The sequence below is a fragment of the Pseudomonas sp. M2 genome (assembly GCF_015751845.1).
GTDB classification, from domain to species: domain Bacteria; phylum Pseudomonadota; class Gammaproteobacteria; order Pseudomonadales; family Pseudomonadaceae; genus Aquipseudomonas; species Aquipseudomonas putida_E.
The window spans coordinates 3,374,334-3,392,600 of the sequence record NZ_JADOUD010000001.1 but is presented as its reverse complement, the minus strand read 5'-3'; the positions used below and the strand labels follow the sequence as shown (position 1 = coordinate 3,392,600).

At 62.0% G+C, this 18,267-nt stretch carries 20 protein-coding genes and 1 tRNA gene; 5 read left to right on the top strand and 16 right to left on the bottom strand.

The window, feature by feature from the left end; translation table 11 throughout:
* The 4 genes from secD to queA form a co-directional block, all read right to left on the bottom strand.
* The gene (gene secD / locus IWW33_RS15700) at positions 1 to 1,863 is read right to left on the bottom strand and encodes a protein translocase subunit SecD (protein ID WP_115273916.1); all 1,863 of its coding nucleotides are present in this window, start codon (positions 1,861 to 1,863) and stop codon (positions 1 to 3) included.
* 62 nt (positions 1,864 to 1,925) lie between these two features.
* Positions 1,926 to 2,261, bottom strand: coding sequence for a preprotein translocase subunit YajC (yajC, locus tag IWW33_RS15695; protein ID WP_008092587.1), 336 nt, complete (start codon positions 2,259 to 2,261; stop codon positions 1,926 to 1,928).
* A 44-nt stretch (positions 2,262 to 2,305) separates the two neighbouring features.
* Positions 2,306 to 3,421, bottom strand: coding sequence for a tRNA guanosine(34) transglycosylase Tgt (tgt, locus tag IWW33_RS15690; RefSeq protein WP_162144435.1), 1,116 nt, complete (start codon positions 3,419 to 3,421; stop codon positions 2,306 to 2,308).
* A gap of 14 nt (positions 3,422 to 3,435) precedes the next feature.
* Positions 3,436 to 4,485: a tRNA preQ1(34) S-adenosylmethionine ribosyltransferase-isomerase QueA gene (gene queA / locus IWW33_RS15685; RefSeq protein WP_174141568.1), complete on the bottom strand. Its 1,050-nt coding sequence runs from the start codon at positions 4,483 to 4,485 to the stop codon at positions 3,436 to 3,438.
* Between the two features lie 108 nt (positions 4,486 to 4,593).
* Between queA and IWW33_RS15680 the strand changes: the two genes are divergently transcribed.
* Positions 4,594 to 4,678, top strand: a tRNA-Leu gene (locus tag IWW33_RS15680).
* Positions 4,679 to 4,794: 116 nt separating this feature from the next.
* On the opposite strand, the gene IWW33_RS15675 is transcribed toward IWW33_RS15680, so the two are convergent.
* Positions 4,795 to 6,126, bottom strand: coding sequence for a Fic family protein (locus IWW33_RS15675; protein ID WP_174141569.1), 1,332 nt, complete (start codon positions 6,124 to 6,126; stop codon positions 4,795 to 4,797).
* A gap of 286 nt (positions 6,127 to 6,412) precedes the next feature.
* Between IWW33_RS15675 and IWW33_RS15670 the strand changes: the two genes are divergently transcribed.
* Positions 6,413 to 7,060: a trypsin-like peptidase domain-containing protein gene (locus IWW33_RS15670; RefSeq protein ID WP_042112114.1), complete on the top strand. Its 648-nt coding sequence runs from the start codon at positions 6,413 to 6,415 to the stop codon at positions 7,058 to 7,060.
* Between the two features lie 199 nt (positions 7,061 to 7,259).
* Positions 7,260 to 8,183 carry a bestrophin family ion channel gene (locus tag IWW33_RS15665; RefSeq protein ID WP_125923427.1) on the top strand — a complete coding sequence of 308 codons (924 nt, stop codon included), beginning with the start codon at positions 7,260 to 7,262 and terminating at the stop codon, positions 8,181 to 8,183.
* On the opposite strand, the gene phnE is transcribed toward IWW33_RS15665, so the two are convergent.
* Genes phnE through IWW33_RS15645 form a run of 4 tightly spaced genes read right to left on the bottom strand, consistent with a single transcriptional unit; the run spans position 8,155 to position 11,385 of the window.
* Positions 8,155 to 8,922: a phosphonate ABC transporter, permease protein PhnE gene (phnE, locus tag IWW33_RS15660; protein ID WP_119687747.1), complete on the bottom strand. Its 768-nt coding sequence runs from the start codon at positions 8,920 to 8,922 to the stop codon at positions 8,155 to 8,157. The genes IWW33_RS15665 and phnE overlap by 29 nt on opposite strands.
* Positions 8,919 to 9,746 carry an ABC transporter permease gene (locus IWW33_RS15655; RefSeq protein ID WP_012316167.1) on the bottom strand — a complete coding sequence of 276 codons (828 nt, stop codon included), beginning with the start codon at positions 9,744 to 9,746 and terminating at the stop codon, positions 8,919 to 8,921. The genes phnE and IWW33_RS15655 overlap by 4 nt, the downstream gene beginning before the upstream one ends.
* Entirely contained in the window at positions 9,740 to 10,534 is a 795-nt protein-coding gene (locus IWW33_RS15650; protein ID WP_046784493.1) for an ATP-binding cassette domain-containing protein, read from the bottom strand. The genes IWW33_RS15655 and IWW33_RS15650 overlap by 7 nt, the downstream gene beginning before the upstream one ends.
* Entirely contained in the window at positions 10,531 to 11,385 is an 855-nt protein-coding gene (locus IWW33_RS15645; protein ID WP_012316169.1) for a putative selenate ABC transporter substrate-binding protein, read from the bottom strand. Before IWW33_RS15645 ends, IWW33_RS15650 begins: the two co-directional genes overlap by 4 nt.
* Before the next feature lie 123 nt (positions 11,386 to 11,508).
* Here IWW33_RS15645 and selD point away from each other — a divergent pair, with 123 nt between their 5' ends.
* On the top strand, positions 11,509 to 12,543 hold the full coding sequence (gene selD / locus IWW33_RS15640; protein ID WP_115273910.1) for a selenide, water dikinase SelD: 1,035 nt from the start codon (positions 11,509 to 11,511) through the stop codon (positions 12,541 to 12,543).
* Positions 12,543 to 13,640, top strand: a complete 1,098-nt coding sequence (mnmH, locus tag IWW33_RS15635) for a tRNA 2-selenouridine(34) synthase MnmH (RefSeq protein WP_046784495.1) — start codon at positions 12,543 to 12,545, stop codon at positions 13,638 to 13,640. The genes selD and mnmH overlap by 1 nt, the downstream gene beginning before the upstream one ends.
* A gap of 117 nt (positions 13,641 to 13,757) precedes the next feature.
* Here the strand turns inward: mnmH and IWW33_RS15630 are convergent, their stop codons facing one another.
* The 7 genes from IWW33_RS15630 to alaC form a co-directional block, all read right to left on the bottom strand.
* Complete coding sequence (locus IWW33_RS15630) at positions 13,758 to 14,144, bottom strand: lysozyme inhibitor LprI family protein (protein WP_125923424.1); 387 nt, start codon at positions 14,142 to 14,144, stop codon at positions 13,758 to 13,760.
* A 19-nt stretch (positions 14,145 to 14,163) separates the two neighbouring features.
* A complete protein-coding gene (locus IWW33_RS15625; RefSeq protein ID WP_174141570.1) occupies positions 14,164 to 14,703 on the bottom strand; it encodes a hypothetical protein in 540 nt (179 codons plus the stop codon).
* A complete protein-coding gene (locus tag IWW33_RS15620; RefSeq protein WP_012316174.1) occupies positions 14,700 to 15,263 on the bottom strand; it encodes a GNAT family N-acetyltransferase in 564 nt (187 codons plus the stop codon). The genes IWW33_RS15625 and IWW33_RS15620 overlap by 4 nt, the downstream gene beginning before the upstream one ends.
* A gap of 143 nt (positions 15,264 to 15,406) precedes the next feature.
* Positions 15,407 to 15,658 (bottom strand): DUF3077 domain-containing protein, encoded by a 252-nt coding sequence (locus IWW33_RS15615; protein ID WP_012316175.1) that lies wholly within the window; start codon positions 15,656 to 15,658, stop codon positions 15,407 to 15,409.
* Positions 15,651 to 15,905 carry a hypothetical protein gene (locus IWW33_RS15610; RefSeq protein WP_174141571.1) on the bottom strand — a complete coding sequence of 85 codons (255 nt, stop codon included), beginning with the start codon at positions 15,903 to 15,905 and terminating at the stop codon, positions 15,651 to 15,653. The genes IWW33_RS15615 and IWW33_RS15610 overlap by 8 nt, the downstream gene beginning before the upstream one ends.
* Positions 15,906 to 16,374: 469 nt before the next feature.
* On the bottom strand, positions 16,375 to 16,758 hold the full coding sequence (locus tag IWW33_RS15605; RefSeq protein ID WP_012316177.1) for a YkgJ family cysteine cluster protein: 384 nt from the start codon (positions 16,756 to 16,758) through the stop codon (positions 16,375 to 16,377).
* Positions 16,759 to 16,911: 153 nt separating this feature from the next.
* Positions 16,912 to 18,120, bottom strand: a complete 1,209-nt coding sequence (gene alaC / locus IWW33_RS15600) for an alanine transaminase (protein WP_046784500.1) — start codon at positions 18,118 to 18,120, stop codon at positions 16,912 to 16,914.
* Positions 18,121 to 18,267: the final 147 nt, after the last annotated feature.

Below are 18,267 nucleotides of genomic sequence, written 5' to 3'. Positions count from 1 at the left end.
TCAAACCCACAGCTTCTTGATGTCACGCCCGCCACAGGTCAGGTTGACCAGCGCACGGGTCATCATGATGGCGGTGAACATCGAGGTGAAAATCCCGAGGGACATGGTGACGGCAAAGCCCTTGACCGGCCCGGTACCCATGGCAAAGAGGATGCCGCCGACCAGCAGTGTGGTCAGGTTGGCATCGACGATCGCCGAATACGCGCGGTTGAAGCCTTCATGAATCGCGCGCTGCACCGACATGCCGGCAGCGATCTCTTCACGGATACGCGAGAAGATCAGTACGTTGGCGTCCACCGCCATACCCATGGTCAGCACGATACCGGCGATACCCGGCAAGGTGAGGGTGGCACCCAACAGCGACATCAATGCCAGCAGCAAGACCATGTTGCCCGCCAGGGCGATGGTGGCCAGCACACCGAACGCGCGGTAGATGGCGATGATGAACAGCGAGACGAACAGCATGCCCCACAGCGACGCATCGATACCCTTGGTGATGTTGTCGGCACCCAGGCTTGGGCCGATGGTACGTTCCTCAGCGAAGTACATCGGCGCGGCCAGGCCACCGGCACGCAGCAGCAGGGCCAGTTCGGACGATTCACCCTGGCCGTCAAGGCCGGTGATGCGGAACTGGCTGCCCAGCGGCGACTGGATGGTCGCCAGGCTGATGATCTTCTTCTCTTCAAGGAAGCTCTGCACCGGCACGTCTTTCTCGACGCCGTTGACCGTCTGCTTGACGTAGCGGGTGACCGGCTTCTGCTCGATGAAGATCACCGCCATGCTGCGCCCGACGTTGCTGCGGGTCGCGCGGCTCATCAGCTCGCCACCGTGGCCGTCGAGGCGAATGTTCACCTGCGGACGACCATGCTCGTCGAAGCTGGCCTGGGCGTCGGTGACCTGGTCACCGGTGATGATCAGGCCACGCTCGACCTGGGCGGAACGGCCACCCTCACGGAACTCGAAGACCTCGGTAGTGGCCCTGGACGCACCCGGCTCGGCACCGAAGCGGAACTCCAGGTTGGCCGTCTTGCCGAGGATACGCTTGGCTTCGGCAGTGTCCTGCACGCCTGGCAGTTCGACCACGATGCGGTTGGCGCCCTGGCGCTGAACCAGCGGCTCGGCGACGCCCAGCTCGTTGACGCGGTTGCGCACGGTGGTGAGGTTCTGCTTGATCGAGTATTCGCGGATCTCGGCGACTTTCGCCTGAGTCAGCGCCAGACGCAGCACGGCGGTTTCATTACGCTCGCTGGTGGTCAGGTCGAAATCACTGAAATTCTTGCGGATCAGGGCCCGTGCCTGTTCGCGGGTGGCATCGTCGGCGAAGCCCAGCATGATGCCGCCATCCTGCTGAGGCAGGCTGCGGTAGCGGACGCGCTCTTTGCGCAGCAAGGTCTTGACCTCGCCTTCGTAGACTTTCATGCGGGCACTCATGGCCTTGTCCATGTCCACTTCCAGCAGGAAGTGCACACCACCGGACAGGTCCAGGCCCAGCTTCATCGGGCTTGCACCCAGGTTACGCAGCCATTGCGGAGTGGTCTGGGCCAGGTTCAGGGCCACGACATAATCATCGCCCAGTGCCTTGCGCACTACATCCTTGGCTGGCAGCTGGTCTTCCTGATTGGTCAGGCGCACCAGCGCACTGCCCTTGTCACCCAGGCTTGCACCCTTGACGGTGATACCGGCTTCGGTCAGCGCCTTGCTGACGCGGTCGAGGTCGGACTGGTTCACCTGCAGCGCCGAGCTGGCACCGCTGATCTGCACCGCCGGGTCATCCGGGTAGAGGTTGGGAGCGGAATAAATAAAACCGATCGCCAGTACCAACACGATCAGTGCGTATTTCCACAGAGGGTATTTGTTCAGCATCACGCCGCCCGTTCAAGACGCGGGGCGCGTTGCGCGCCCCGACTGGAAAAAAAACCGGTAACTCAGATAGCCTTGAGCGTACCTTTTGGCAGGGTCGCGGCAATGGCGCCCTTCTGGAACTTCAGCTCGACAGTGTCGGACACTTCCAGAACCACGAAATCATCGGAAACCTTGACGATCTTGCCAGCGATGCCGCCGTTGGTGACAACTTCATCACCTTTTTGCAAGTTGCTCAGCAGGTTCTTCTGCTCTTTGGCACGCTTGGCCTGCGGGCGCCAGATCATCAGGTAGAAGATGACCAGGAAACCGACCAGGAAAATCCACTCAAAGCCGGTGCCGGCTGGGCCAGCGGCGGGTGCAGCAGCGTCCGCATAGGCGGCGGGGATCAAGAAGCTCATTAGGCACTCCAGTTGCTTAAGTTTTAATTAGATGGTGCGAACAATCAGTCCAAAGGCGGCACAGGCAGCCCGCGCTTGGCATAGAAGGCGTCGACGAAGGCGGCCAATTTACCCTGTTGAATAGCCTCGCGTAAACCGGCCATCAAGCGCTGGTAATGGCGCAAGTTGTGGATGGTATTCAGCATGCTGCTCAACATTTCGCCGCACTTGTCCAGGTGATGGAGATAAGCGCGGGAGAAGTTCGTGCAGGTGTAGCAATCACAGGTCGGATCCAGCGGCGAATCATCGTGGCGATGGAACGCGTTGCGGATCTTGATCACCCCTGTATCGACGAACAGATGGCCGTTGCGCGCGTTACGCGTCGGCATCACGCAGTCGAACATGTCGACGCCGCGGCGCACACCCTCAACGAGATCTTCGGGTTTGCCTACCCCCATAAGGTAACGAGGTTTGTCAGCAGGCATCTGGGCCGGCAGGTAATCCAGCACCTTGATCATTTCGTGCTTGGGCTCGCCCACCGACAGGCCACCGATGGCCAGGCCATCGAAGTCGATATTGACCAGCGCTTCCAGCGAGCGCATGCGCAGGTCCTGGTACATGCCGCCCTGGACGATGCCGAACAGCGCCGCGGTGTTGTCCCCGTGGGCGTTCTTCGAGCGTTGCGCCCAACGCAGCGACAGCTCCATGGAGGTGCGCGCCACGTCGTGCTCTGCCGGGTACGGTGTGCACTCGTCGAAGATCATCACGATGTCCGAACCCAGGTCGCGCTGCACCTGCATGGACTCTTCCGGGCCCATGAACACCTTGGAGCCATCGACCGGGGAGGCGAAGGTCACGCCCTCCTCCTTGATCTTGCGCATGGCGCCCAGGCTGAACACCTGGAAACCACCCGAATCAGTCAGGATCGGGCCTTTCCACTGCATGAAATCGTGCAGGCCGTTGTGCTTCTTGATCACCTCGGTACCTGGGCGCAGCCACAGGTGGAAGGTGTTGCCAAGGATGATCTCGGCACCAATGGCCTCGATGTCACGCGGCAGCATGCCCTTGACCGTGCCATAGGTACCCACCGGCATGAACGCCGGGGTTTCGACCGTGCCACGGGGGAAGGTCAGGCGGCCACGACGGGCCTTGCCGTCGGTGGCCAGCAGTTCGAAGGACATTCGACAGGTGCGACTCATGCTTGATCCTCTGGGCCGCGTGGCGCCGGATTGCGGGTGATGAACATGGCATCACCGTAACTGAAGAAGCGGTACCCCTGCTCGACCGCCGCCGCGTAGGCAGCCATGGTCTCGGGGTAACCGGCGAATGCCGAGACCAGCATCAGCAGCGTGGACTCCGGCAGGTGGAAGTTGGTGACCAGGGCATCGACCACATGGAACGGCCGGCCTGGGTAGATGAAGATGTCGGTATCGCCGCTGAAGGCCTTGAGCACGCCATCGCGCGCAGCGCTTTCCAGCGAGCGTACGCTGGTGGTGCCAACCGCGACCACACGGCCACCCCGGGCCCGGCAGGCCTCGATGGCATCGACCACATCCTGGCTCACTTCGAGCCACTCTTTATGCATGTGGTGGTCTTCGATCTTGTCGACCCGCACCGGCTGGAAGGTGCCAGCCCCCACATGCAGGGTGACGAAGGCGCGCTCCACGCCCTTGGCGGCGATCTTGTCCAGCAGCGCCTGGTCGAAGTGCAGGCCAGCGGTTGGCGCGGCTACGGCACCTGCGCGTTCGGCGTACACCGTCTGGTAACGCTCACGGTCGGCGCCCTCGTCCGGGCGGTCGATGTAGGGCGGCAGCGGCATGTGCCCGACACGCTCGAGCAGTGGCAACACCTCTTCGGTGAAGCGCAGTTCGAACAGCGTGTCGTGGCGCGCAACCATTTCGGCCTCGCCACCGCCGTCGATAAGGATCACCGCGCCTTCTTTGGGCGCCCTGCTGGCACGCACATGGGCGAGCACGCGGTGGCTGTCGAGCACACGCTCGACCAGCACTTCCAGCTTGCCGCCGGAGGCTTTCTGGCCAAACAACCGCGCCGGGATCACCCGGGTGTTGTTGAACACCATCAGGTCGCCGGGGCGCAGGTAGTCGAGCAGATCGGTGAATTGCTTGTGCGCCAGCGCCCCGCTCGGCCCATCGAGGACCAGCAGTCGGCTGCCATGGCGCTCGGCCAGAGGGTGGCGGGCGATCAGGGAATCGGGGAGTTCGAAGGAAAAATCGGCGACGCGCATGATGATGTTCGGGTTCGGCAGGGCCGGGAAGTTTAGCCCAATGCGTGAAAATTGACCATGAAAGCCGATTGACCGACCTGAAGCACCTCTCTATACTGCGCGCCACACGCCCTGATGGCGGAATTGGTAGACGCGGCGGATTCAAAATCCGTTTTCGAAAGGAGTGGGAGTTCGAGTCTCCCTCGGGGCACCAAGATCCGGAAAAAACCGACCTTATGGTCGGTTTTTTTATGCCTGCCGTTTGACCAGAGGGCTCTCCCTACCATCTTGCAAAAACGGGGCGAGGGTTCAATAACCAGGCACGTGAAATCATGAGGGTCGCCCTGCCTTGATCCACTCAGTTACTTGCCTCATGGTCAGCCGATACCTGGCGCAGTTGTGCAGCGCCAGGATATCCAGTTCAGCCTGCAACAAAGGCTGAAACTGCCTTTTCTCGTCCTCTGAAAGAGGCAGCCCCGCTACCACTGAACCGGCTGTCAGCCTGTCACGTACGATGGCACCAATCGCCTCGTTCAACACCTCTCGATACTGCAGGCGAACAGGGTCGGGAACCCCCATTGCTTCAAGCATCACGCCATACTTGCTGATCGACCTGCGATAGACCCAGACAAACAGATCCGCCGCCATCGCCATGTCACGCTGCTCGTACACCCCCATCATCGCCAGAGCATAGTCCTGCGGGTTTACGTCAAGGAACGACAAAGGCGAGCAGTTGTAGAGCATCAGCGGTATGTTCGCCGCCAATCGACTTGTGCGTTTGTTGCCATCTTCGAACGGTTGCAGGTAGGCCAGGTTTATCCACAAGAAGAATGCCGCCTCGATGGGATTCTTGATCTGACGCGCCTTGTCGAGTATCAACTCGAACATCTCTTCCAGCAGTGAGGGCACCTGGGTTGGGAAATAGGTCGTACCGCTGATGTTCACTACTGTCTGGCGAATACTGCCCAGGGCATTGCTGTCTGCCAGCAGATCCTGCATCAGCAAGCCATGCAAGTTGCGGATCACGGCTGAGTTGAGCCCGTATTCCGGCACTGCATCGACCATGAATTCGATGGCCGCCTTGTGATTGAGCAACATGACCGCATCCAGATCCCCCTGCGTCACACCACTTTCGAACAGCCTCTGGGTGTCGTGCAGCGTATAGCGGTTGCCTTCCAAGCGTGACGAGGACCATGACAGGTCAATCAACAAAGGTTCGAGTACTTTGCGCGCGTAGGTGCCGGCTGGCTGCTGCCCCCTCATCCGCCCTTCAGCCTCGAGTACAACCGTCAAGCTGGGTGACAGCCAGGCAGTCTGGTTCGGCTGGTAGCTGTCTACAAGGTCGCGGTGATAGGTGACGACTTCGCGCATTGCCAATGGACGAGTCAAAGACTTGCGCAGGGCGAGACTCGCAGGCGACCAAGGCAGCTCAGCAGAAAGAGGCTGCGCAGGCGCACTATCTGGTAATTGGGCAACTGCTGTGACCAGGCGATAACGCGTGATGCGTCCGTCCTTCTCCCGCTGAACCTGACCTGCCTCCAACAACGCATCGAGGTGACGCTTGACTGTGGACCAACTCGCATCGAGACGCTCGGCGATCTCGCGCGATCTTAGGCTCTGATCGTTCTGAAGCACTCTCAGAATCTTGTTTGGCAATGTCATGGCGTCTCCGGATATAGCTCAATGCAGCTCAATGCAGCTGAGGCCAGTTCACCCATCAATGCAAGCCCTTTTCAGCCCGCCGATTTTGACGCCACCCCAATGACCACGGCACCTCCAGCCATGCCTGGATTCTATTGGCCAGCACCGTCACCCCCACCTAAGATGTCATTCGTCGGATATACACAGAAAGTATTGATAGCGTAATAGCACTTAGCCATAGTCGCGCTCCCATTTCTCAATACTCGTGCAAATCATGAAATCAACTGTGCCCTGCCTGGCAGCAATGATGCTGCTCAGTGGGTGCAATGGAGTGCCAACGTCCTACGTGTCAGACCCCGTCTACGATCAGGCTTTCGTGGTCACCTCCGGTGCACCGCTGCCGATGTTGCTGATGGCCACTGCCATCCAGTGGAACGAAGACTATGCGGTAACCGCCAAGCACACCCCCTTCCTGCGCAACGTGGTTCATGAAGGCCTGGGTGATGTGGTGTTCTTCAAGCACAAGGCTGCCCGGGTGCCGCTCTGGCGCCAGTATGTGCCGGGCGAGTCCGTGACAGCGGTCGGCTTCAACAGCCTGATGATGCCGGTGCAGGGCAAAGGCCAAACCCTGGCTTCACTGGTACGCCTGGAAGGCACGCCAGGCAGCGTGTTCTATTCGGTGCACGATGGCCCGATGGTCAAAGGCATGTCCGGTGGCCCGGTGTTCGCCGATGACGGCAAGGTCGTTGGGATCAATGTCGCGTTCATCGCCAAAGATGAAATCGATGCGCGCAACCGCCCGGACCTTGCCGACAAAGAACGTATCAGCGTGTTCATGTCGTTTAGCGAAATCGACAAGGAATGGCGCAGGTTCCAGTATCTGGCCAATAAAACGAAGCCCAAGGCCGCGCCTGCCGCAGTCAAGGGGTATGTCGTGGTCGCCGCCAAGCCTTGAATTGAACCTGAGCTCAGGCACATTGCTCAGCCTGGCATATGATGAGGCCAGCACGACTCATGCAAAGGGACCTGCCATGGCAGGCGCCGGATGGCAAAAGGGTCGCGTTGGCGGAATCAAAACTTCTTGCAACATCCACCACCGAACCTTATTCGACCCTCGACGTCCGATCCTGCATCCCCCTGTCGAGGTTCCCCGCGTGAAAGAAATCATCGCCCGCAAGTATCGCCTGGTGGTGAAGACCTTCGGCTACATCGGCTGGTCGCTGTTCTGGCTGCTGATCTGGGACGTGCTGGTCACCATCGATTTCATGCTGTTCCTCAACAGCAAGTTCACCCTGCCGCTGATCCCGCTGACATTGCTGGGTTCGGCGCTGGTGGTGCTGGTGAGTTTTCGTAACAGCAGCGCCTACAACCGCTGGTGGGAGGCGCGCACCTTGTGGGGCGCGCTGGTGAACAGTTCACGCAGCTTCGCTCGGCAGACGCTGACGCTGATCGACGACCCGGATGACGGCTTGAACCCGGTCAAGGCCACCTTGTTGCGCCGGCATATCGCCTATGTGAATTGCCTGGCGGCGCACCTCAAAGGCCAAGCCTGCCCCGACGAACTGATGGCGTTCATCCCGCCCGGGGAGTTCGAGCGGCGCAACCGTTCGAACAATTTCGCCAACGATATCCTCAGCGGTTCGGCAGCCCTGCTCGCCCGCGAATACAAGGCCGGGCGGCTGGACAGCATTCGCCTGGCGCGGCTCGAATCGACGCTGGTGGACCTGTCCAACGCCCAAGGCGGCATGGAACGTATCGCCAATACACCACTGCCCTACCCTTACGTGTACTTTCCGCGGCTGTTCATCTCGTTGTTCTGCCTGATCGTGCCCGTGGGCCTGGTCGAATCGCTGGGCTGGTTCACGCCACTGGCGTCTACCGTGGTCGGGTTCATGCTGCTAGCCATCGAGCGGATCGGCACCGACCTGCAAAGCCCGTTCCGCTTCAGTGAACACCAGATCCAGATGGACACCATTTGCGAGACCATCGAGCGCAACCTGGAGTCGATGCAGCGTGAAGCGCAGTGCGGGGAGTTAGGGGCTGATGCATTCAGGCCCGCACATAGCGCTGGCGCATGACATCACTCAACACGTCCACCAACAGTACCAGCACCAGCATGGCCAAGATCACCGTGCTGGCCTGGGCCTCCTGGAACAGGCTCAGGGTGGTATAGAGCATCTGCCCCAGCCCCCCTGCGCCAACGAGCCCAAGCACACTGGCCATCCGGATGTTGTTTTCCCAGCGGTACAAGCTGTAGGCCAGCAACTGCGGCCACAGGTTGGGCAAGGTGCCGAAGCAGAACGCCGCCAGTTGCCCGCCACCTTGCAGGCGGATCGCCGCCGCTGGCTCGGCCGGGGTATTTTCCAGCGCCTCGGCGTACAACCGGCCAAGCACACCTGCCGTATGCAGTGCCAACGCGAGCGTCCCGGCGTTGGGGCCAAGCCCTGCCGCCAGCACCATCAACGCGGCCCACACCAGCTCGGGAATGGCACGCAGGGCATTGAGCAGCAGGCGCGCCGCAGCCTGCAGCGGCCAACCGAAACGCCCCGCTGCGGGTAATGCCAGCAGCATGCCCAGCACCATTGCCAGCAGCGTACCCAGCCCGGACATGGCAAGGGTTTCCAGGGCACCGCGCCCCACCGCTTGCAGGTGTTCGGCGGTAACGTCCGGATGCAGAAAACGCCCGGCATACTCGGCCATCTGCCCCAGCCCGCCGTTACCCACCAGCGCCTGCAGGTCCAGGTCCAGATAGCTGAACGAGGCGATTACCGCAGCAACCAGGGCAGCCATCACCAGCAGATTGATCACCCGGTTCATGCCAAGCGTCCCCGCAAGAAGCGGCTGAGCAGGTCCGCCAGCAGCACCAGGCCAAAGAAGGCGAGCAGCATGCTTGCCACCTCACCGCCTGCGAACATGCGCATCGACAGGTCGATCTGCTGCCCCAAGCCCCCGGCACCAACGAAACCCATCACCACCGAGGCGCGCACCGCGCACTCCCAGCGGTAGACGGTGTACGACACAAGCTCCGTGCCGGCACTGGGCAGGATGCCGTAGAAGAACGCCGTTAGCCGGCCACTGCCCGCTTGCAGCAGGGCATGCGCCGGGCGCTGGTCGACCGATTCGAAAATTTCGGCATAGACCTTGCCGAGCATGCCGCTGTAGGTGATGGCGATGGCCAGCACCCCCGCCGTCGGCCCCAGCCCTACCGCACGCACGAACAGCAACGCCCAGACGATCTCGGGCACACTGCGCAGGAAAATCAACAGCCCGCGCACCGGCATCCTTAGCAGGCGGGACCAGGCGCCGGAACGGCCACCACGAGAGGCTGCGCGCAACGACAAGGCCCGGCTGGCCAGCAGGCTCGCCGGGACCGCCAGCAGCAGCGCCAGTACCATGCCGGCAGTGGCTACAGCCAAAGTCTGCAGGGTCGCCTCATACAGCAGTTCGAGAAATTCGCCATCATGCGCCGGCGGCCAGAAGGCGCTGGTGAAGCTGGCAATCTGCTGGCGGTTTTCCGCTTGCAGCAGCACGCCTGGGTTCAGCTCGCTCAACTGCGCCCCTGGCCACAGCAGGGCCAGCGCAACCAGGGCGACCAACAGGCGCGGCACAAACGCCGGATCGCGGGCGCTGGCCTTCAGCATCGCGGAATCTGCACAGCCAGGGTCGGGGCCTGGGGCAGTGGCGACCCCAGCTGCTCGTTGGCATAGAGCGCATCGAGCATCTGCTCGGTCACAGCCTCGGCAGAGCAGTCGAACGCCACCCGGCCCTCACGAATGCCGATAACCCGCGGGAAATGTGCCAAGGCCAGGTCCACTGCATGCAGGCTGGCTACCAGCGTCACGCCGTAGGCTTGGGCATGGCGGTTGAGCAGGGCCAGGCTGTGTTCGGCCAGCACGGGGTCCATTGCTGAAACCGGTTCATCGGTCAGCAGTACCTCGGGCCGCTGATACAACGCGCGGGCGATGCCGACGCGCTGCAACTGGCCGCCGGAAAGCTGCCCGCACTGGACGAACAGCTTTTCCGCCAGGCCCAGCTCGGCCAGCACCTGGCGTGCGCCCTGCACATCGGTGGGGTACACCAGGTTGAGCAACGAACGCAGCGTACCCCACTGGCCCAGACGGCCGGCCAGTACAGCAGTCACCACCCGCTGGCGAGGCGGCAGGGGCGGTGCCTGATGTACCAGGCCGACCCTGGCGCGCAGACGCTGGCGAGCCTTTGCCGACAACGCCCAAGGCTGCTCACCCAACACGTCCAGGCGCCCTGCGCTGGGCTGTACGGCAGTGGCCATCAGGTGCAGGAGGCTGGATTTGCCAGCCCCCGAAGGGCCGATGATCGCGACCCGCTCACCTTGGGTGATACGCACAGAGACGGAGTCGAGCGCGCGAACCTGGCCGTGGCGCAGGCCCGCGTCGAGCAGCGTGATAGTCACTTGAGCAGGCCGGCCTCACGTGCCGCCTGCTCGGTGCCCTGATAGTTCTCAGGCTTGGTTTCGATGAAACGGCTGGCGGCCTGCAGGTCGAGGATCTTCTTGTGTTCCGGGTTCGAAGGGTCCAGGGCGAGGAAGGCTTGCTTGATCTTGTCTTTGAGCGCCGGGTCCATGTTGCCGCGCACGGTCCAGTTGTAGTCGTAGTAGGTCGGAGTGGTGGCAAACACCTTGACCTTGCTGGTATCGACCTTGCCGGCGTCGACCAGCTTCTGCCAGACGCTGGCGTTGAGCACGCCACCATCGACCTTGCCGGCCTGGACCCAGGCCACCGTTGCGTCGTGGGCGCCGGAATAGGCCACGCGGCTGAAGTAGCCCTCAGGCTTGATGTTGTCTTCCTTGAGCATGAAGTAGCGCGGCATCAGGCTGCCAGAGGTGGACGAAATCGAACCGAAGGCGAAGGACTTGCCCTTGAGGTCGGCCAGGCTCTTTACATCCGGGTTGGCGGTGATGAACTTGGAGGTGAACTGGGCGTCCTGCTCACGCTGCACCAACGGTGTGGCGGTCGGGTCTTTGAGGTGTACCTGAACGAAGGTGAAACCACCCAGCCAGGCCAGATCCAGGCGGTCGCTGGCCAGTGATTCAACCACTGCCGGGTAGTCGGCCACCGGCACGAACTTCACCTGCATGCCCAGTTGCTGGGACAGGTATTTGCCCAGCGGCTCGAATTTGCGCAGCAGTTCGGTCGGCGCTTCGTCGGGGATGGCACTGACCCGCAAGGTATCAGCGGCCTGGGCGACAACGGCACAGCAGGACAGCACGAGGCCGGCGGCGAGCGCCAGAGGGCGTTTGAGCATGGGATTCTCCGGTTCAATAGCGGGGAAAGTGTCGGCGATAGGCAGACGGTGATGGATTATAAGTGGCACAGACGCAAAGGCCAGCTTTGCTACAATCGCGCATCACGAAAAATGAGGTGCGTAATGAGCGAGCCGATTCGCCTGACCCAGTACAGCCATGGTGCTGGCTGTGGCTGCAAGATCTCCCCCAAGGTGCTGGATGTGATCCTGGCCGAAAGTGGCGCCCAGGCCCTGGACCCGAACCTGTGGGTCGGCAACGCCTCGCGCGATGACGCCGCCGTGTACGCCCTGGACGATGAGCGCGGCGTGGTGTCCACCACCGACTTCTTCATGCCCATCGTCGATGACCCCTACGACTTCGGCCGCATCGCCGCCACCAACGCCATCAGCGACATCTACGCCATGGGCGGCGACCCGCTGATGGCCATCGCCATCCTCGGCTGGCCGGTCAACGTACTGCCACCAGAAGTGGCCCGTGAAGTGATCCGCGGTGGCCGCGCCGTGTGCGCCGAAGCCGGCATCCCACTGGCCGGCGGGCACTCGATCGATGCCCCCGAGCCGATCTTCGGCCTGGCCGTCACCGGCGTGGTCAGCAAGCGCCACCTCAAGCGCAATGACACCGCGACAGTGGGTTGCCGCCTGTACCTGACCAAGCCATTGGGCATCGGCATCCTCACCACCGCCGAGAAAAAGGCCAAGCTGCGTGAGCAGGACCAAGGCCTGGCCCGTGACTGGATGTGCACCCTCAACACCCCCGGCAGCCGCTTTGGCAAGCTCGACGGGGTCAAGGCGATGACCGACGTGACCGGTTTCGGCCTGCTCGGCCACCTGGTCGAGCTGGCCGAGGGCAGCGGGCTGACCGCGCACCTGGACTACGCGGCCGTCCCGCGGCTGCCGAGCATCGAGCACTACATGGCCGAGGGCTGCATCCCCGGCGGTACCCTGCGCAACTTCGACAGCTACGGGCACAAGATCGGCGCGCTGACCGACGATCAGAAGCACCTGCTGTGCGACCCGCAGACCAGCGGCGGCCTGCTGGTGGCGGTCACCCCCGAAGGTGAGCAGGCGTTCCTTGCCGTTGCCGCCGACCTTGGCCTGGACCTTGCGCCGATCGGCCTGCTGGCCGAGCGACAGAGCCACGCAGTCGAGGTGAACTGATGCGCCACGACTGCACCGACTTTCGCCAGCTGTTCCTCGACGACGTGCCGATGATGGACATGCGTGCGCCCGTCGAATTTGCCAAGGGCGCCTTCCCTGGCGTCGTCAACCTGCCGCTGATGACCGACCAGGAGCGGCAAAAGGTCGGTACCTGCTACAAGCAGCAGGGCCAGGCCGCAGCCATCACCCTTGGCCACCAACTGGTCAGCGGCACCATCAAGCGCGAGCGCCTGCATGCCTGGGCCAGCTTTGCCAAGGCCCACCCTGATGGATACCTGTACTGCGCCCGCGGCGGCCTGCGCTCGCTGATCGTCCAGCAGTGGCTGCGCGACGAAGCGGGCATCGCCTACCCGCGTATCAAGGGTGGCTATAAAGCCCTGCGTACTTTCCTGCTGGATACAACCCAGCAGGCCGTGGAGCAATGCGATTTCGTTTTGGTCGGCGGCCTCACCGGCACCGGCAAGACCGATGTGCTGCACCAACTGAACAACGTGATCGACCTTGAAGGCCATGCCAACCACCGCGGTTCGAGCTTCGGCAAACGCGCCACCGCACAGCCGGCGCAGATCGACTTCGAGAACAAGCTGGCCATCGACGTGCTGAAGAAACGCGCACGTGGTATTGAGCAGTTCGTGCTGGAGGACGAGGGCCGTATTGTCGGCAGCTGCACCGTGCCGCTGGAGCTGTACCAGGGCATGCAGCAATACCCGCTGGTGTGGCTGGAAGACAGCTTCGAAAACCGTGTCGAACGCATTCTGCGTGACTACGTGGTCAACCTGTGCGCCGAGTTCGTCGCGCTACATGGCGAAGAACTCGGGCGCCGGCTGTTCACTGAGCGCCTGCTGCAGAGCATGAGCAACATTCACAAGCGCCTGGGTGGCGAGCGCTACCAGCGCCTGTCCGAGATCATGCGCCTGGCGCTGGATGAGCAGCAGCGCAGCGGTGGCATCGATCTGCACCGGGGGTGGATCGAGGGCTTGCTGAAGGAATACTACGACCCGATGTATGCCTACCAGCGTGATGCCAAGGCGGACCGGGTGGAGTTTGCAGGGGATGCTGTGCAGGTGCGCGAGTACCTCAAGGCTCGCAAGCGCTAGGGGCCGCTTGCGGCCCATCGCCGGCAAGCCAGCTCCTACAGGGGCCGCGCAGTTCTTGAGTTCTGCGCTGTACCTGTGGGAGCTGGCTTGCCAGCGATGGCGCCCGCACAGGCAACATCACTGCCCAGGGCTGAGCACCCGCTCCAGCTCTGCCGCCCGCTCGCGGGTCATGTCCAGCCCACACATCCCGCCTTCGAGCTGGGCCATCGTCCCGCCGCTGGCTTGCACGTGGAACTTGCAGTTGCCATCACGGTAAGCGATCCACTGGCGCTGAACATCGCGCAAGCTCTTCTTCGGCTCCGCTTCGAGCTTGCCCATCAGTTGCTTGTAAACCCGGTTCAACCGCGCATCCTGCAGCTGGGTTTCGGCCTGGATGCAACTGCTCATGGCCAGCGTACTGGAAGCCTTGTCCATGCACTGGGTATAGCTCGGCGAGTTGTCCTCGGCCATTGCCACAGGCATGCAACATGCCAAGGCCAACCCCATCAGATACTGCTTGCTCATCGCCATCTCCTGGTCCATATCAAAACGCCTGCGGCTGCTCCGCAGGCATCAGTACCTTGCCGGGCACAAAGCGCAGCGACGGCATTTGCGTGGCGGCATACAACGCCAGCGCCAGTGCTGCGATCAGCGCCACGTCGAGCCAGCGCCAGCCCGGCATGTCCTGTGCACTGCGCGCCTTCCAGACATGCCATGCCTGCCCTGCGCAGAACACCACGATAGACGCCAGCCAAAGGTAAAAACCGGCACCAAAGCCCGTACGGTCCTGAAACGCGTAGCTGATGTTATCCGGCAGCCGTTCGATGCCAAAGCTGCTGGCCGCCAGGTACAACGCAGCCAACCCGGCTAGCAGCGCCAGGCGGCGGAAACGCCGGTGGGCAAGGACTGCGATTGCCAGCAGCGGGTTGGCAAACCACTGAAACAGCCCGAACGGAACGCCCCATGGCCCGTACAGCAACATCTGCAAGGCCGGCATGTGCCTGCCGGCGCTCATCAGCGCGCCATCGAAACACAGGCCGAGCAAATACAGGGCAAGGCTGAAGGTGAGGTAAAAAGCCGTCATGCAACGGGTGGCTCGAGCAACAACCCGTAAATGCCCGAGTCGGACAACTCACCCGCCACGCACCAGCGTGCGCGCAAAGTGCCTTCAAGGACGAAGCCCTGGCGCTCCAGCGTACGTGCCGAGCCATTGTTGCGCGGGTCGATCTCGGCCTCCAGGCGGCGCATGTGCAGGGTATGGGCGAGGTAGTCGATGAAGCAGGTCAGTGCCTCGTCCATGTAGCCCCTGCCCTGCACTGCGCTGGCCAGGCAATAGCCGATCTCGCCACGGCGTGAGGTGTCATCGATGTTGAACAGCTGGACCATGCCGATCAGTTCGCCAGTGTCACGGCGGTACATGCCCAGCTTGAGCTGGTCACCATTGGCATAGGCCTCGCGGTCGGCAGCCAGGGCGCTTTGTGCCTCGGCTAGGTCTTGCCAGGGGGCATGGTGCCAATAGCGCATGACCTCGGGGTCGGCCATGATCGTCAGCCATTGCTGGGCATCGGCGTGGCGCATCGGGCGCAACTGCAGGCGCGGGCTGTCGAGGCAGAGGTCGGTGGGGAAACTTCGGGGTGGGGTCACGCCGCATCTCCTGTCCATTGCTGGGGAAATGACAGTTTAACGTCATGTGGGAGGGCTGGGGCATGCCTGGTGTTTCAGGGGGTATTGAAGACTGAGCGCCGCGCGGGCGGCGCTCGATCTCAAGTGCGCTGGGCGAACATGCTTCAGGCCCCGCGGTTCAAGCCCATTTCCATGTCATTGATCAGCGCCTTGGCCATGGCACTTAGAATGCGCGCGGCGCTGCCGGCAACGAGGTTGCCCTCCATCTCGGCTTCCTCACTCAAGTGCCGAATGCACCCAAGCAGAACGGAAAGTTCGTCAAACGCGTGATCGAGCGGCACTCCCGGCTGGATGGCATACAGATCGAGAAACGTCTCTTGGCCAACCGTGGTTCGCGCTTTCAGGTCATCACTCATGCGCCCTCTCCAACGTGCTCATATGGCCGAAAAGGGCCCGCAGGAGCTCGGTGTGGATGCCCATGTTATCCAGCACCACCTTGCGTTGGTCTTCGCCCACGGTGCTGAGGTACAGCTCGATGGTGCGCGAAAGGCTGTCCATTAGCGCGGCGGCATTGGCCTTGGCGTCTTCAAGGGAAAGGTCGGCGATTATCGAGATGTAGGGAATGGGGAAGCTGTCGGGTGGATCGGGTACGATTTTTTTCATGGTGAACTCCAATGACATTTCTAGGAGCAACCACCCTGGTCCTTCTCACAGATTGGGGTGGCAGCCGTGCGCGAGGTGAGAAGCCCGTGTTGGAGTCACCACGGTCAGGCCTAAGCCTGCACGCGCACAGCTGCCATAAAAACGGCCGACTACCAACAACGAGTTCTCACACTCGCTCGCCATATGGGCGAACCGTGAAGTTATCGCTGTAGTCCTTCCCCGCCTATCAGGCGGCATCCGACACGCATCGTAGGATAATTCGCCAAGCCCGTCTTTCTGAAGCATTTGGTTTCAGGTTCAGAAACTTCTTACACATGACTGGCGATGCGATTGTTGTAGGAGCGGCCTTGTGTCGCGAAAGGGGGCGAAGCGCCCTCAGGATTTTAGCGTCGCCACAGGTATCGCTGGGGCCGCTTTGCGGCCCTTTCGCGACACAAGGCCGCTCCTACGATGACCGTGTCGCCGGTGGTCAGGCCACCTCGGCCCCGTCATCCGGCCAATGCGGCTCGTTGGCCCCCGGTGGCGTCAGCGGCGGCAAACCATAAGCAGCACGTGCATCGTCGCAACTGGGGTTGTGTACGCCCCCCTCCCACGACGCTTCGAACTCACGGCAAGGGCTGGAACGGTTGGCGTAAATGGTGCACGCCACCTCGGTGCCGATCTCGCCCTTGAGGCTGACGCAGCGGCACGGCTTGGCATCGGTGCCGATCATGGCTACCCGGGTTGGGTTGATCTGCACCACCAGGTCATCGGGCACAACGCCACCGGCTGACTGGCATTCGCCCCAGAAGAAGGACACACGGAAGTACCCGCAGCAGGCGCCGCAGTCAAGGCAAGGGTTGTATTCGGACATGATGGCACGGAAGGGGAAGGTTATTGTTATCGGGGCTGGCCCGCGGCGCCATTTGTAATCGAAGCCAGGTCGGCTGAGAAGAGGGGCAACGAAAAATAGTTTGCCGTCGATCCGGCAAACATCAGGGGCCGCATGGCGGCCCCTGAAACTGCACTATTTGCGGCTCAGGCCATCAGCCCGGAACATCTGCCGGATGCCCCGTATCGCCTGGCGAATCCGGTCCTGGTTTTCGATCAGGGCGAAGCGCACGTGGTCATCACCGTAATCGCCAAAACCGATGCCCGGCGAGACACACACCTTGGCTTCAGCCAGCAGTTTCTTGGCAAATTCCAACGACCCCAGGTGGGCGTATTGCTCGGGTATCTTGGCCCAGACATACATCGACGCCTTGGGGTTTTCGACCATCCAGCCCAGCTCGTGCAGGCCTTTGACCAACAGGTTGCGGCGCTGGCGGTACTGCTCGGCGATGTCGCGCACACACTGCTGGTCACCTTCGAGCGCCGCGATCGCCGCGACCTGCAAGGGGGTGAAAGTGCCGTAGTCGTGGTAGCTCTTGATTCGCGCCAGGGCGCTGACCAGCTCAGGGTTGCCGACCATGAAACCGATCCGCCAGCCGGCCATGTTGTAGCTCTTGGACAGCGTGAAAAACTCCACGGCAATGTCCTTGGCACCCGGTACCTGCATGATCGACGGTGCCTTCCAGCCGTCGTAGACGATATCGGCGTAGGCCAGGTCGTGCACCACCAGCACGTCATACTGCTTGGCCAAGGCCACCACGCGCTCGAAGAAGTCCAGCTCCACGCATTGGGCAGTAGGGTTGGACGGGAAGCCGAGGATCATCATCTTCGGCTTGGGGATGGACTCGCGGATCGCGCGCTCGAGTTCATTGAAGAAGTCGACACCGGGCACCAGCGGCACCGAACGCACCTGGGCACCGGCGATCACTGCGCCGTAGATGTGGATCGGGTAGCTCGGGTTGGGCACCAGCACGGTGTCACCATGGTCGAGGGTACCGAGCATCAGGTGCGCCAGGCCCTCTTTGGAGCCGATGGTGACGATGGCTTCGCTTTCCGGGTCGATGTCGACCTCATAGCGCTCCTTGTACCAGTTGGAAATGGCACGGCGCAGCCGCGGGATGCCGCGAGAGGTTGAGTAGCCATGGGTGTCATCACGCTGGGCGACTTGCACCAGCTTCTCGACGATGTGCGGCGGGGTAGCACCATCGGGGTTGCCCATGCTCAGGTCGATGATGTCCTCGCCACGGCGGCGGGCAGCCATCTTGAGCTCGGCAGTGATGTTGAAGACGTAGGGGGGGAGACGATCGATGCGCGCAAAGCGGCGCGGCGAACCTTGGTCGGCCATGGTTTCCTCTGAGTACGTAAGCGCCCGGAACCGTCCGAGCGACGCTGGCCGATGTGGCGGCCTGGATCAGAAGATAATGCCGAAACAGTATGACTGTAAAGGACATAATCCTGTTTTGTTAGAACTTTTCAGATGTATTTTTTGAAA